This is a genomic window from Cellulophaga sp. 20_2_10 (genome assembly GCF_023476645.1).
Classification (GTDB): domain Bacteria; phylum Bacteroidota; class Bacteroidia; order Flavobacteriales; family Flavobacteriaceae; genus Cellulophaga.
This window is the reverse complement of record NZ_JAMCOJ010000001.1, coordinates 85,533-101,886: the sequence shown is the minus strand read 5'-3', so window position 1 is coordinate 101,886 and position 16,354 is coordinate 85,533. Positions and strand designations below refer to the sequence as shown.

The following is a 16,354-nucleotide window of genomic DNA, read 5'->3' as shown; positions in this document are numbered from 1 at the left end:
TATGCTACATCCTAAAAAAATAGTTTTTTATTGCCTTAATGCAATAGCAATGCTACTCTTGTGTACGGCCTGTACACAAGAGCAGGCCGTACCTGTTGCTATAGATTTTGAAATTGCAATAGTAAATGAAGATTATTCTATACCTGTTACGGTTAAAGTTTTAAATAAAACGGTTGGTGCAGATTCTTATTCTTGGTCTTTTGTAGGCGCAGATCGTGAATCTAGTACAGACAGAAACCCAGGTGCATTAGTCTATACTACTTTAGGAGAGTATACCATACGTTTAGATGCAGCTAACAAAGATGGATCTGCAGAAAGCAAAGAAGTTACATTTAATTTAGATGCTGCAGTAGAAGTTGCTTTTGATGCAGAAATACAAACTAATAATTTTGCTCCTGCATCAGTTTTAATAACTAATAACACAAAAGGAGCTACAACTTATAATTGGACGTTTGCAGGTGGTACTCCAGAAACTTCTACAGAGGAACAACCAGGAACAGTCGTTTTTAATGAGCCTGGGGATCATCTTATAACTTTAGTTGTTGGTAATGGTAAAGAAACACATCAACTAGAAAAAACAATAACAGTTGCAGATGGTTTAGTAGCAGATTTTGATTGGGAAGTTGCTTTTCAAGATGATGATCTTCAAATTCCCGTAACCCTTACAATGCAAAATAACAGCACAGGTGTTTTAACGTACAACTGGACTTTTACTAATGCTACACCATCAACTAGTACTGATGAAAACCCAACTGTTACTTTTACTGCAGAAGGCACTCAAACACTAACATTAACAGTTTCTAATGGCAAAGAATCAAAATCGATCTCTAAAACTATAGAGTTATTAGCAGACACCAATATTAGAAGTTTAACGGATGTAAAATTCGGAATTAATACAGCGCATAACAATAATACTATTGGTGCTTTTTATTCTGCTACAACAAGAGAAATATACAATAAAGAAACACTAGCCGCTATAGATGGGAGTTTAATAGACATTGTCCTTTTTGGCTTGGGTGAAGACTTTTCATTTAACAAATTTGTTTCTCCAGACGATTTAAGCACTACTACGTTTCCTGCACTAGCAAATGCACAAAACACACGTATTATAAATTCTCAAGAGCAATGTGGCTGTACAACACTATTAACTGTTGCACAATTTGATGCCATAACAGACGATAGTGTATTAAACGGTTTAACCGTTACAGAAACAAACGGAGGATCGCAGCATTTTACAGATGCTACAGTACCTAGAATTGTATTATTTACTACTGCAGACGGTAGAAATGGTGCTATAAAAATAAAAGAATATGTAAAAGACGGACAAGCCTCTTACATACTAACCGATATTAAAATACAGAAACAGTAAGATGAATATACGTAATTTAATACCTTTTAAAGCAAGCTTATTAAGTGCACCTATAAACAAGTTTTTAGGAATAGCATTAGTAATGCTCGTACTACTTACGAGTTCTGTAACATCGGCACAAGTATTTCCTGTACAAGTATCTCCACAGTTGACTCCTCCTTATAGTTTAAAACTGTCTGACTACAGTACAACTACCGCAGAAAAACTATTGGTAAACTTACTTTTAACAGATGTTAATGAGTCCGACTTACAAGTGCGTTTACGATTTTCGATCTCTGGAAACAGTGTCCGCATACAGTCCAAAGACTTTGTACAAAATGCTGCGCCAATACAATTAACAGGTGGTATTCCTTTACGCTTATCTAACCTAGATTTACAACCGTATTTCGATTTACAAAACTTAGATGGTATTACACCTAGTGAATACAACAAACCCTTACCAGACGGCCTGTATCAGTTTTGTTTTGAGGTTTTTGATTGGACAACCGGAAGACCATTATCAGAAAAAAAATGCTTTCCTGTATATCTGGTCTTAAACGACCCACCTTTTTTAAATTTACCACAAAACGGAGAACAAGTTCCAGCTAGAGATCCTCAAAATCTTATTTTTCAATGGACGCCAAGACACGTAAATGCAACTGGTGTTGAATATGAGTTTGAACTGCGTGAACTTTGGGATACTCAAGTAGACCCACAAACGGCTTTTTTAGCTTCACCTAATTTATACCAAACTACAGGTTTTGCTAATACCCTACTCTACGGTCCTGGAGAAACTAGCCTGTTAGAAGGCAAAACATACGGTTGGCGTGTGCGTGCTGTTGTTAGCAACGGTATTAGTGAAACTGCTGTATTTAAAAATGGTGGTTATAGTGAAATATTTTACTTTACCTATACTGGTCAGTGTGATGCTCCACAGTATATTTTAGCAAAGTCTGAGGGAACAACCACAGAAGAAATTACCTGGCAGCAAAACCCAGACCATATCAACTACCAAATACAATTTAGAAAAGAAGGCGGTAGTAATAATGTGTGGTTTGAGTCTGAAACTGTTGAAACTAAAAAGAAATTGTTCTTTTTAGAAGCAGAAACTACCTATGAATATAGAGTTGGTGGCCAATGTGTGCAAAACGGTGGCTATAGCTACTCTGCGGTTAACACCTTTACAACTCCCGGCAAAGAAGATGCTAGTGAGTACAATTGTGGCATACCACCAGAAATTGTAATTACAAACCAAGACCCTTTACAGCAACTAGGTGTTAACGATGTTTTTACCGCAGGTGATTTTCCTGTAACTGTAAAAGAAGTTAACGGCGGTAATGGTAGTTATACCGGTTGGGGCTTTATAGTAGTACCTTATTTAGGAGACACACAAATAAGGGTTAGTTTTAACAACATACAAATTAATACAGACAAGCAATTAACAACTGGCCTTGTAGAGACAGAGTATGATGAAAAGTTTGCGACAACAGGTGGTGCTGGTATGTCTGATATATCTGAACTAACAGAGCTTATTGAAGGTGATAATGATATTGATAATATAAATGTAAACTTTGTTATTCCACCAGATTATTTTGAAGATTACATTACTGTTGAAGACGGACAAGTTGTTATTAGAAATCCTAATGATGCACAAGTTAGAACTTCTCCTTTAGGTGATGATAAAGTTATTGTAGATAGTGCTGGCAACACCTACCACGTAGATGCAGAAGGTAATGTAACTAAAGGTGGTAAAATAGATGAGGGCGGACCTGTAAATGCAGATAATGTAGAAGGCGTAACCAAAAACGGAGACATAGAGTCTTTAACTGCCAAAGGCATTACTGTAACTTTTAATTCTAGAGGTACTTACGGGTATGACAAATTACCAAGCGGAATAAATAATACCAAGTTAAATGAAGAATACAAAACTATAAAAGATGCACAAGGTGCCAATTATGATATTGTAAACCACGTAGCAGAAAAAAATACACCTTCACTTATTACAGCAACTGTTAGTATATCTAACTCGGACTATACCATTGATGATCTTATTTTTAAGACCAAACAAGGAGAGTTATTAACACATACAAAAGCTACCAACAACACTATTAACTTAAGTGTAGAAGGAAGGTATACTTTTGAGAACGAACCTATTTACGCAGTTGTAAAATCTAAACAAGATACTACCAAACAACAAACGGCTGGTGCGTTTAATTTATGGCATTTATCTAGAAAAACTGTAGACGTTGTACTCGTTTCTGTAGACGGTGCACAACTACCTACAGCAATAGAGTTAAATACAATTTTTAACCAAGCTGCAACTACACTTAATATAGAAACTAAAAGTGTTTCTTTAACTAGTGGCTTATTAGGTGCGGATAATGAATTAGAAATTGGAGACAAACCTTGGTTAAACACCTATAACCAAGAGCAAAAAGCAATTATTGCCGATTTAAAACAAAAAATAGACTACCAAAAAGATAAGTACTACGTCTTTACATTTAATTCAGGTTTTAACACTACTAAGTCTATAGCTGGATTTATGCCACTAAAACGCCAGTTTGGTTTTGTATTTAATGGTGGGTTAAGCTCAGATGAAGAAGGCAAAGGAGATTTAGCAAAAGTAACAGCGCATGAAGTTGCTCATGGTATTTTTGCCTTACAACACCCTTTTACAACTTATGGCAATGATATAAAAGGAAAAACTCCTTGGCTTATGGACTATGCCAACGATGACCTTTTAAGCCATATGGACTGGGCACAAATACACAACCCAAATTTAAAGTTCTATATTTTTCAAGATGAAGAGGATGGGGAGCAAGCAACAATATATGATATTAGTGCTCTAAAATCTTTTGAAAACAAAGACCACACTTATTCTTTTGTTGATCCATTTGGAAAAATTATAACTATACCTGAAAAAGTAGAACAAATAACATTTAGCACAGGAGATTTATATAGTTTGAGTGGTAGAATAAGCCCATTAGGGACTCTGCTTAACTTTACTATTGCCGGAAAAAAATATGATCACACCATAGGTAAAAATTCAGGAGGTGATTTCGGATATAAAAACGAAGAAATTGGTAAGTATCAAGATACTATAACTGAAGCGTTAGGTGTTACCAATATTAAACCAATAATTGGAAGGTTAGTTTTAAATGATAAAGAATCTGGTTATTTATTTCAAGTTACAAATATTGAAAATTTTAATAAAAACCAATCTAGTTTTTCTTTATTTTCAGAAGAAAAACTCAAGGGAATTAATGATATTTCAAGATTATTTAATGTTGATTCAAAATATTTAGATGTACCAGTAAGTCTTTCAAGTGAATTTAATGATTCTTTTGTAGAGAGTTATATCTTTTCGAATAAAGAAAACGCTAAATCAGATTCAGAATATGTTTCTTTTATATTTGGTCTTTCTTCTTTAATTCATGAGAACCCTGAACTCCACCAGGTATGTAACGATGCATCTTTTGAAGAATTTAAAACTAAGTTTCCAGTTGTTGCTAGTTTAGATGACATAACTACTTTTTCAAGTGAAAGTAGTATGAAATACACATTTAGTCAATTAAGTAAACAAGAAGGTTATTATAAAAAATACTTTGAAATTTATTTAAAAGCACCAAAGTTAATTAAAAAATTAACTACGGAAACGTATCTAGACTCTGAAAGTATTGAAGCAATTATTGAAAATTTAGAAGAGTGTCAATGCTCTTTAAAATTAATTCCTTTTGAAAGAAGGATAGAAATTTTTAATACCCTTATAAAATCTGGATTAGATGATTATGGTAGCACTTTTATAAGTTTATTATATAATACACCTACAACAGAGTTAAAAAAATGGTTTGATTTATTCACCCTAGAGAAAAACAACAAATCTATAATTGATATTTATACTGATTTAGATAATACGGAACGTGAAATGTTTATTCACTTCATTGTAGAATTAACCAAAGAATATGGAACACCACCTATTTTTCCTGCAGAACCAGTAGATAATTTGGTGAATAAAGAAGTAAATGGAATAATACCAATAAACGTTAATCATTTTCAAGTTAGAAATTCAGGTCTTTTTACTGATTGTGGAGGAATATTAGACGGTCTAGCTCCTTGTCAACACTTCACAACAAAAAAATATGATTATCCAGGAGTTACTACTAATGATCAAAAAGTTAGATTTACATATGTTCTAAAACGTTTTGTGCATGATTTTCAAGGCAATAAATTTCAGCCTAATTTTCATTATTATTATGAAGGAGATCCTCTAACATCTTATGTTAAATTTAATTTCTTAGAAGATTTTAATTATATAAAAGGCCAGAAAGAAATTAAAGCGAACACCTCTATTGTTGCGCCAATTCTTTGGGCTCATCATTTTGCTCACAGACACACAGAAAGAGTTGAGGCACTTGAATTAAAGTTTGCTCTGGCAACTTTAACTATAATTACTGCACCAATATCAGCGTCAAGTACTTTGGCCCTTGGCATAGAAGTGACTTTAGGAACAGGCGAAATACTTATCGTATTAACAGATGATGAATTAAGAGGTCTAGACGGAGGTGAAGAATTCATTAAAGCATGGGATACATTATCATTAACATACGGTGCGGCTATTATAGGAATAGTAGTTGTAAAAGCTGGTAAAAAAGTTTTAGAAATTGATAATCTTCGAGGGTATTTAAAAGACAAATCATTATCAGTAATTAATAAAACTAAATCAGATTTTTCAAATTTTATTTTAAATCTTAAAAAAGTAGCTACAGATGGTCAAGTACAGTTGTTAAATAATCAATTAAAACAAGGTTTTAAAGCAACAGAAATCCAAAACTCAATAATTAAAGGATTTGATAATAAAACTATAACGGTTAAAAACTATAATTCATTACACATAAATAACAAACCTGTTGGCACTGTTGAATATGTAGATGAAGGTTTTAACACAATGGTTACTAACATATCAGATTCCAAAATGTTATCTTTTTCGGATGCAATACCATCGGATTATGCTAAAATAGGAGAACTTAAACTATTAAAAGAACTAAATGGTAAATATGTAGATGATTTTGTTGAAGTCTTTGAGTCTGCCACTGGTATTATAAAACTTAGAACAATAGCGGCGACAAATGAAATCACAAATCTATTTAAAGTGATAGATGAAAAAGGACTTTCTAAGTTAAAGCAAACATTATTAGATATAAACGATCAGGATAAATTAGCAAGATTTGCGGACGAATTTTCAGAATTATCGGAATCACTCGTTGCTCTAAATAATAAACCAAAATCAGCAGAAGCTTGGTTTGTTTTGGATGATATGGGTGTTGATGATGCTCTTAAAATGAACCTAGGTCATTTAGATGAGGTTTCTGATTTAATTGGGAGCAGTTATAAAACTTGGAAAACTAGTTCTGCAGGTATTAATAATAGGTTATGGACAAATATTGACATTACAAGTAAATATTGTAAAGTGAAATTTTTAGATGACGTAGAAATAGGTGTTGCAGAAATTACCTATACGCAAGCAACAAAAACTATTGATTTTAATATAAACGTTCCTCCATATTTACAAAAACAAGGAATAGCTTCAGAAATTTATGCTCAAGGATTAGCGCGTTATCCAGAAACAAAAATTATAAAAGAAGAGTACATAGCATCTCAACGTTACATTGGTGGTGAGCCTGCCAACCTTACTGAGTTTAAAAAACTTATAAAAGGAACAGACGAAATTCCTCCTGTTCCTCCAAAAGAAGCTGCTTTCTTAACTCCTTCTGGAAAAACTATTAAAAGAAATAATTTTGATGCGGAACCTGAAATAATATTAAACACAGAGAAGAACGTAACTATACAGTTTAGAAGGGCTGGTGAGGCTGTTGATGCGGTGGGGAATAGATTATTTAAGAATATTGATGAGTTTAAAGCAGCTATTGCTAAAGGAGATAATGTATTTTATGTCGGTAAACATACAGATATAACACCAAGACCTACAGGTGTTCAATCTCATCACGGAGTTAATTCTGTTTGGATGAAAGCTAAGTATTCAAATTATTCCGCCAATAAAGCCCCTTCTGTTTATATGCTAAATAATCCTAATCATAATGCTACAAGAGGTGTTTTCAATACTTGGGCAAAAGAAATGAGAATAAAACAAGGTGTAACCAAAGTTGATTACTCAAAGGTAACTAAAGATGATATTTTAGATTTAGCAAAAAAACAGTTTGACGCAGCTGACACCCCTCAATTAGTTAGAGATGAGTATTATAAATTATGGGATGATTATTTAAAAACTTTAACCTCTAATTAAATAAATATGTATAACGAAGAAAACATTCCGAAAAAATTAAGAGCTTTAATCTCTAAGGCCAAGAAATGGGGGCTTGGAGATGACGGATATAGAGATGAGCAAATTGAGAATTCAAGTATTGAAGAATTAAAATCTTTAGTAAATATTTTTACTGAAGAAATAATAGTGGAGTTTAATGAATGGCTTTCTGATGAAAATGAAGTTCAAAAATCTACTGATGAATATTTATTGTTTACTTGTTTCTTTATGGCTTATGAATATGCAGAATCTGTATTAGAAGAAAAATCCCCCAGCTAGCACAATCATCCAGCTAGTGCCGTAACAAGTAAGCAGAGCAAAAACAATATAAAAACAAAAAAACACCCAAATAAAGTAAACTCTATTATGAAAAAACAATTGCTTATTGCCTCTTTATTTCTAGTATCTCTTGGTGCCACGGCGCAAAAAATAAAAGAAAAAAAAGGAGAGATATTTTTAGATAAAGTAAAAGTTGCCAATATAGAAAAGATAAAAACGGAGACACCTAAATACTACCAAATATCAGATGTAGATGGTAATCCGCTTTTTAAAGTAAAAACAATTACGTACGAGTCTATCTTATTTCATGATGATGAAACTACAGACTACCACGTGGTTACAGGAGACAAAATACAAGACACACTTGCTATAGTAGAAAAAGGCTTTTACATTACGCAAAAAAGAATTGTAAAGTACTTGGTAGAAGCTGGATTTTTAAATAATAACGGCTATAATGAAGCTAATATTCCTAATTTAATTGCTAAGTCTATCAAAATTCCAACAAAATTGGTAGAACTACAAAACAACGAAAAAGAGCTTAAAAAACACATTGGCTACAAAGTAGAAAGAGACTTTGAAAATCGTGATATTTTTATAAAAAGCTATGCTCCTAAGCAAACAACTAGTATTAAAAGCACTATGGTGGTTACTGCTACTGAGTTAGAAATTTACCAAAATACTGCTACGGAAGAAAACCCAGATAGTGAGCCATTATTAATTGGTTACGGTGTGTATGAGTTTAAAACATTTGCAAATAATACTACGTATAAAAAAACGTACTTATTAAATGCTAAAAGAGTGCCTTTGGCGTCATACGTAACCTATAATTACAAAACATACGTTCCTTTTAGAAAGGAAGAAAGCGACAAATTAGACAAGTTAAAAACAAAAGAAGAGGTTTTAAAAGCTATGGCTATAAACCATATTTTAAGAGAAAAACTATAATTCTTATTTTACTATTATAAACACCAACCAACTTTTTTCTTGAAAAATATATTACATACACTTTTTATACTACTACCTATACTTGCCTTATCGCAAAGTGTAGATTTAGAAACTTTTGGAAAATCTTCGCCTTTTAAAGTAGGCGGAGGTATTTCTGCTAGTTCTGTATTTTACAGCAGCAACCAAAGAAATAACAGAGAACCTTTTACATATTACGCACAAGGTAATTTAAATTTTAGTTATTATAATTTTTCTATTCCTGTTAGCTACAACTACTCTAACCAAGGGGAACAGTTAGGTTACCAATTGCCTTTTAATTTTAACAGACTAAGCTTACACCCAAAATACAAGTGGATTACTGCGCATATTGGAGATGTAAATATGACATTTTCTCCTTATACGTTAAGCGGACACCAATTTACTGGTGGTGGTGTAGAACTAACACCTAGCAAAGGTTTTACGTTTAGTGCTATGTATGGCAGACTTTTAAAGGCTACAGAGCCTGTAGAAGATGAGCGTGCTATTGTTGCCTACCAAAGAATGGGTTATGGTTTTAAAACGGTGTTTGAGCAAGATAAATACAGTGTAGGCGTGTCTACTTTTTATGCATCGGACCGTGAAAACTCCATTGACATTAACCCAGATGAAGAAGGGGTGTTGCCTAAAGAAAATCTTGTTCTAGGCTTTGAGGGTAGCGTAAAATTGTCTAAAAATTTAGAAGTGCGTGCAGAATATGCCACAACAGCAATTACACAAGACACTAGAGCGCAAGAAACCTCTAGCGGTAAAAAAGGATTGTTGGGTAGCTTTTTTAAAAACCGAGCTTCTACGGAGTATTATAGTGCTTATAAATTAGGTGTAAACTACTCATTTTACCAAGCTAATCTTGGTGTTAATTATGAGCGTGTAGATCCTGGTTATGAGACTTTAGGTGCTTATTTTTTTAACAACGACTTTGAGAACATCACACTAAACCTATCTAGGCCGTTGTTTAACAATAAAGTGAATTTAAGCTTTAATGTTGGTTTTCAGAGAGATGATTTAGACGACCAAAAAGCAAACCCTACAAGCAGATTTGTTGGTGCTGCAAATGCAACGTACACGGCATCAGAGCGTTTAACATTTACTGGCTCCTACTCTAACTTTAGTACCTATACAAACGTTAGAACCAATCAGTTTGATGATATTAACGATGATAATCTTTTAAACAATGCTACAGATTCTTTAAACTACAAGCAGATATCGCAAAACGCAAATTTGAATATCAACTATATTTTATCGAGCTCAAAAACTAAAAAAGAGAATGTAAATTTAAACTACAACGTTAGTGATATTGCAAATGAGCAAGGCGGAATTGTTAGAATTGGTGATGCGTCTACTTTTCATAACATTGCAACCTCCTACACTATTGGCTTTACAGAATTAAACCTAAATATTACACCGTCATTAAACGGAACATACAATACTATTGGGCGGGAAGATGCTACAACTTGGGGACCTACCCTAAGCGTTAAAAAAGGTTTTTTTGACAACAAATTAAAGTCAGTTTTAGCATCATCTTATAACAAAACTGAAAACACTGGTGGTACAACAAATATTACCAATCTTAGAGGTGGTGTGTCTTACGTGTTGCTAGAGAAACACAATCTTAGTTTAAATGCAATTCAGCTTTTTAGAACCACACCAACGGTTTCTGGTTTAAAAGAGTTTACAGCAACAGTATCTTACAACTATTCTTTTGATGTTAAAAAACCTAAAATTAAATGGGAGAAAAAAGATAGGAAACGTAAAACAAGAGACAGTATTATTACTATTAATTATAAAAAATACAAGTATGTAGATTATGCAAATAATATTACAGACACCATTTTACGAATTACAAAAGATCCTGATTTTGGAAAAATACCAGATGATAAAAACCTTGAGTTAAGAGGCTTGGCAGATAATATGATAAAAGCTATTGGTAAAAAAGATGCCGTTTATAAGGAGCAGGCGATTATCTATTTAAAGTCCATAGAAGATTTTAAAGGTTTTCAGGAAAAGTACAACGATTTTGTACTACGTGCTTATAACAAGCTTGTTAAAGATGCAGAAGATATAGATTATAAATTAGAGAAAGAGTTTATACGTTTAAATGCAGAGAATAATGATCCTAAAGTTAAAAAAACAAAAGCATCTAAAGAAAAACTAAAGGTTGTTAATGAGCGTTTTGACAACCATAGAGATATGTTAGAGGGTATGCGTACTTGGGACATTATGGAAGAGATTAATAGTACACGTTTAACAGCTTTTAAAGACAAGCACATAAACAAAGTATATCTAATGTATACCAATGGTAAAACCGAAGTAGACATTGTAAACTTTTTAGAGTATTATTTAGCTGATTTATACCATAAGCAGATTAAGAAATAGGTTACCATGAAAATCTCAGATAAAACACAAGAGCTGTTACATAACTTATTTGTGGTACTCTGTTTAGCGTTTCTCTACTATATTTATGACTCTTGGACTCCTAGAGAAACTCAACCTACGGGTTGGCGACCTATATTATTTGAAGCTATATTAGCTTACCTACACAACAACAAATTTGGTGAGTTTTTAGGTAAAGGAACTTTAGTTGTTTTAAGCACCTACTATATTTATAAAATAATAAGGGATTTTAGTAAAAAAAAATAAAACTTTTAGTTTGTTTAACGGCACAAGCAAGATGCTTGCGCTAGCGGGGGGAAGTTCAATAAATTAATTGTATGGAGAAAGTTTATAAAATTAGTTCAGTTAAAAACCCTAAGGTAGATGCTGATCACGATGCTTATTGCAATGAATTTGATGGTAGAGAAGTAATTGGGGCTAATATGATGGGAATTCGTGATTTTGATAAGCCTAAAATGTTATATTTTACAGCTGATTTTTTATCAATTCCTGATTCAGACTTTCCATTTACAGACGTATCATTTCCAATTATTAGTAATCGAATGTTTAGTATTTTAAAAAATGTAAAACAATTTGATTTTGATATCATTCCAGTTTGTATGCTTGATGACTCCTTCATAGGTAATCAATTTGATAGAAAAGATAAGTTAAATGAAGAAGTGCCTAGTAACTATAATTATTTAGCCTTACAGTTTAAGAGTTGTGAAGATGTTTTTGATTACTCAAATTCTGATTTTACAAAAAGTTTAATTTTTCCAGAAAAAGTAGGTACGATTAAAAGATTAGTTTTGAAAGTTCCTAAAGATGGCTTCAAGCCTGTATTTAAAATAAAGGAAGCAATGGAGTATGCTTTTGTAAGTGAAAAAGCAAAACAAGCTTTAGAATTAAATAATATTAAAGGATGTGCATTTGAAGAAATAGAAACTCTCACCTAGCGAGAGCGTCACGCTCGTGCCGTAACGAGTAAGCAAAGTGCTTGCGCTAGCGGTGGTTAATTTTATAAAAATTAGATAATATATTAATAAACAATGAAACTGATAAATTCAATTAATGAGGTCTTAAATTTTGGATTTACTGATAATTCTTTAGTTATAAAGTTTATAGATAAAACTATTAAAAAAGGAAATACCTCATTTAAGGCTGAAGGGAAACTATATGATCAATTAGAAAAAGGATATTTTTTTGATATAAAAAAATGTCTGGTCAATATATATGATTTAAATTTTAAAAAAGTAATTAGCATAGAAAAGAGAGGTGTAATTTCTGTCGGTATAATTGACAACCTAGAATCAATTTTAATTAGATGGGAAGATGAGAAAGAAAATGAGTATTATACGCTTTACTCTAAAAACACAGAACTCATAACTATTCCTATGTTTAGAGGGACTATACTCGACCAAAATTACAGATTGGAATATAATTCATATAAACCAACAACAATTAAAGCATATAATATGCTAAATGAAAACTTCCTTTGGGAACATTGTTTAAATGAAGAGTATAATATCACAAGTAAAATTCAAAAAATCAGAAAAACGCTTCTTATAATAGCGTACAAACAAACCAATAAATTTAAAAAAGTTACAGGTTTAGATTTAGAAACAGGTAATGTTATTTGGGAACATAATTTTGAGCTACCATATCATAAAAATATAATAGCAACATTAATTAATCCTCTAGATGAACTTTGCTACGGTTATTATGGTAATCAATACCAAAAATTTAATCCTCTAACAGGGGAAATAGTACTCCAAAAAGATATAGTAATATCTGATGACAGTAACTTTAATCCAAGTAAAAATTCTATTTATGATAATAAACTTTGGTTTGTGGGAGGCAAAGGGGAGAATTTAAAATTTGGAGCAATTGACATACATACTTCTGAATTAATTTTTATTCAAGATTTTCCTTTAGAAAACGACGAACAATTTGATGTGCCTGTATATCATAATGAAAAATTATACTTGAGAGGTTTACACAAGAATACTCTTTATATTTTTACTGAAGAATTAAAAAAAAGTTAAAACGCTACCTTAAGCGTCACGCTCGTGCTGTAACCAGCAAGCAGAGCAATAAAAAATATAAAAGTAATAACCAATAGAATTATAGAGTACAAAAGTTATTCAACAAAAAATAGAGTATATCCACAACAACCCTGTGGAGTCAGGTTTTGTAACTAGTCCCGTAGACTGGAAATATAGTAGCGCTAGAAATTACCAAGATGACCAAACCATTTTAAATATTGATATATGATTATTAGTAAAACTTTTAGTTTGTCTAACGGCACAAGCAAGATGCTTGCGCTATCGGGGTCCATTCTGATTTGGCAAAAGTTGATATTTATATTGTAATAAAACAAGGTAAAACAATAGTGTCAAGAACTAAAACAACGGATTATATAGTAGATATTCAAAAGATAGATGATGGATTGCATGGGGTTTATACAGGAAAAGTTGTAATTAAAGATTTACAAGGAAATGTAATAGTAACAAAAAGCGGAAATGGAGGAGTCTCTACATTTTTCCCTAATAATTGGACTAAAACTAAAATTACATCTGAAGTAGAATTTGCAATTAAAAATAATAAAGGATATATTGACCCGACTGATGTTAACAAAGGGTATTATGGTTTTTCAAGTGATGGTAAAATCAAAATAGGTTTTTATTATAATGAAACATTAGGAACAATAAACTCCTATTTTCCTCTAATAAATTAATTTTAAAATGATGTCTAATTTATCTGAAATAGGAAAAAGGTATTCTTTTGATATATCTATGTCTGGTGAACATTATATGCTTTGTGAATTAAGTTTAATTCTGTCAAAAGAAGCTGGGGGTTCTGGTGTTACATATTTGGAAGAAATAGTATCGAATATTGAATTAGTATTATCTTCTGAAATTGAAGAATACGAATTTGGATTTGATTCTACAATTATAGATTTTAAAAAAGAAAAATCTATAATTAATTATGATTACTTTGAAAGTGAAATTGAAGTTGATTCAGTTTCTTTATATAATGTAATTAATGATTGGTTAAAAGAACAGGATTTAGTATAATAATTTAGACAGCAAGTAATTAGGGTGCCCCGCTAGCGCGAGCGTCACGCTCGTGCCGTAAAGAGTAAGCAGAGCAACAAAACAATATAAAAGTAAAATGAGCAGAAAATACAAATTTAATAATCCAACAGCAGCTTACTTTGTAAGCTTTGCTACTGTTTATTGGATAGATGTATTTACTAGACAAACTTATTTTAATGTATTAGAAGAAAGTATTAATTATTATAGAAAAGAAAAAGGAATGGAGGTATTTGCTTATTGTTTTATGCCTAGCCATATTCACTTAATTTTTAGGTCAAACGAAGAAGATCCTTCTGGATTACTTAGAGATTTTAAAGGTTATACAGCTAGAAAATTAATTAAAACAATTCAAGATAATCCACAAGAAAGTAGAAAAGAATGGTTGCTTTGGATGTTAGAAAGAGCTGGAAAAAATAAAAGCAATGTATCTAAAATGCAATTTTGGCAACAACATAACAAACCAATAGAATTATGGAGTACAAAAGTTATTCAACAAAAAATAGATTATATACACAACAACCCTGTAGAATCTGGTTTTGTAACTAGTCCCGTAGACTGGAAATATAGTAGCGCTAGAAATTACCAAGATGACCAAACCATTTTAAATATTGATATATGATTATTAGTAAAACTTTTAGTTGGTTTAACGGCACAAGCAAGATGCTTGCGCTAGCGGGGGAATGACGAATTAAAACAAAGTTTAAATCTTACAGGTTTAAATGCTCAATCAAAATTCACTGAACTAATTGATGATGTTAATTCTAACTTGTATAGTTTTATAAAATCCGAATAAATGAATTTTTACAAAAAAAAGGAGATATCGAAAGTAATTAAGTATTCGAAAAAAAATAACTTATATTTTTTTTCGAATAAAAAGTTATTTTTTAACGAAAAATCATTTTCGATATTTGACACACCTGTTGATGGTTTTGAAATATTTAATAATAAGGTATATTTAAATGACTGGAATGGCAACTATAAAATTTATAAAACTTCTGGAGAAGTTATTGAAAAAGGAGAAGGAAAAGCATTTTTCCATTCAAGCAATTCATATTTAGGGTATCAATATCTGAAAGAAGGGAATATTCAAGAAGCATTGATTGATAAAAATGAAGTAATTCTTAACTTGGATATTATAGATAAAAAAAACTCTATTAATTTTTCAAATAAAAACATTTACTGTTGTTTAATAAACAACGAAATCTACGCCTATACTCTTCCTATAGCAAAATTGCAATGGAAATTTGAATTATCAACACTAGGTAAGTTTGAAGACAGAGATGGCAACTTACAAAACTATGAAGTTATTAAATTTATAGGTGCTTGGCAGAACTCTATATTAGTTGCTTGTTCAGGTCAAATGATTCTTGACATTAATATTCAAACAGGTGAACTAAATAGAAAATGGCAAGCATTGCCTGGTTATGGAAGTTCTGCTTTTCAAGGGCGTTTGCAACATAAATTACCTTCTACTGATGGTTTTCAGTTAGATATCTCTAAATCGTACCTATACCATTTAGCTGGTGCTTTTTTAGTAACAATAGATTTAGTTACAGGCAAAGCAAATTATCAATCATTAAAAAACACTTTAGAAGAGCACATATTTTCTGGTTTTAGATGGAGTACTGGCTATGCAGAAGATAAAACTCACATTTATACTATAGCAGAAATGAACCGTTTAGAGTTAGGTTTAGACTATATACCGCAATGTATTGTTGCATTTAATAGAAAAACACTAAAAATAGATTGGCACTATAGGTTTGAAGGAGATTGGGTAAAAACTGATATTCCTCAACTAGCCAATAATAAACTATATCAACTTAGCGGAGATAACACATTATATATTTTTGAGAAAGAAGAATCAATATAAAAACAAAAAAAACACCCCGCTAGCGCGAGCGTCACGCTCGTGACGTAATAAGTAAAAAGCTTAACAGAAAACTAAAAAACCACCCA

12 protein-coding genes and 1 pseudogene are annotated in these 16,354 nt (G+C 31.7%); all 13 read left to right on the top strand.

The genetic code is table 11. The annotated features are described in order from the left end of the window. The first annotated feature begins 1 nt into the window (after position 1). Positions 2-1,369, top strand: a complete 1,368-nt coding sequence (locus M4I21_RS00460) for a PKD domain-containing protein (protein WP_249556989.1) — start codon at positions 2-4, stop codon at positions 1,367-1,369. A gap of 1 nt (position 1,370) precedes the next feature. Next, entirely contained in the window at positions 1,371-7,649 is a 6,279-nt protein-coding gene (locus tag M4I21_RS00455) for a hypothetical protein (protein WP_249556988.1), read from the top strand. 6 nt (positions 7,650-7,655) lie between these two features. Then, entirely contained in the window at positions 7,656-7,946 is a 291-nt protein-coding gene (locus M4I21_RS00450) for a hypothetical protein (protein WP_249556987.1), read from the top strand. 87 nt (positions 7,947-8,033) lie between these two features. Then, positions 8,034-8,891, top strand: coding sequence for a hypothetical protein (locus M4I21_RS00445; protein WP_249556986.1), 858 nt, complete (start codon positions 8,034-8,036; stop codon positions 8,889-8,891). A gap of 39 nt (positions 8,892-8,930) precedes the next feature. Beyond that, positions 8,931-11,303 (top strand): TonB-dependent receptor, encoded by a 2,373-nt coding sequence (locus M4I21_RS00440; protein WP_249556985.1) that lies wholly within the window; start codon positions 8,931-8,933, stop codon positions 11,301-11,303. Between the two features lie 6 nt (positions 11,304-11,309). Further along, the gene (locus M4I21_RS00435) at positions 11,310-11,567 is read left to right on the top strand and encodes a hypothetical protein (RefSeq protein ID WP_249556984.1); all 258 of its coding nucleotides are present in this window, start codon (positions 11,310-11,312) and stop codon (positions 11,565-11,567) included. A 71-nt stretch (positions 11,568-11,638) separates the two neighbouring features. Further along, positions 11,639-12,256, top strand: coding sequence for an imm11 family protein (locus M4I21_RS00430; protein WP_249556983.1), 618 nt, complete (start codon positions 11,639-11,641; stop codon positions 12,254-12,256). Positions 12,257-12,349: 93 nt separating this feature from the next. Beyond that, positions 12,350-13,345 carry a hypothetical protein gene (locus M4I21_RS00425; protein ID WP_249556982.1) on the top strand — a complete coding sequence of 332 codons (996 nt, stop codon included), beginning with the start codon at positions 12,350-12,352 and terminating at the stop codon, positions 13,343-13,345. An 85-nt stretch (positions 13,346-13,430) separates the two neighbouring features. After that, positions 13,431-13,574 (top strand): annotated as a pseudogene (locus M4I21_RS18675) (transposase); the annotation flags it as partial. A 118-nt stretch (positions 13,575-13,692) separates the two neighbouring features. Then, positions 13,693-14,037 (top strand): EndoU domain-containing protein, encoded by a 345-nt coding sequence (locus M4I21_RS00420; RefSeq protein ID WP_249556981.1) that lies wholly within the window; start codon positions 13,693-13,695, stop codon positions 14,035-14,037. A gap of 7 nt (positions 14,038-14,044) precedes the next feature. Then, the gene (locus tag M4I21_RS00415; protein WP_249556980.1) at positions 14,045-14,377 is read left to right on the top strand and encodes a hypothetical protein; all 333 of its coding nucleotides are present in this window, start codon (positions 14,045-14,047) and stop codon (positions 14,375-14,377) included. Positions 14,378-14,474: 97 nt separating this feature from the next. Further along, entirely contained in the window at positions 14,475-15,017 is a 543-nt protein-coding gene (locus tag M4I21_RS00410; protein WP_249556979.1) for an REP-associated tyrosine transposase, read from the top strand. A 174-nt stretch (positions 15,018-15,191) separates the two neighbouring features. Then, a complete protein-coding gene (locus tag M4I21_RS00405; protein ID WP_249556978.1) occupies positions 15,192-16,268 on the top strand; it encodes a hypothetical protein in 1,077 nt (358 codons plus the stop codon). The last annotated feature ends 86 nt before the right edge of the window (positions 16,269-16,354 follow it).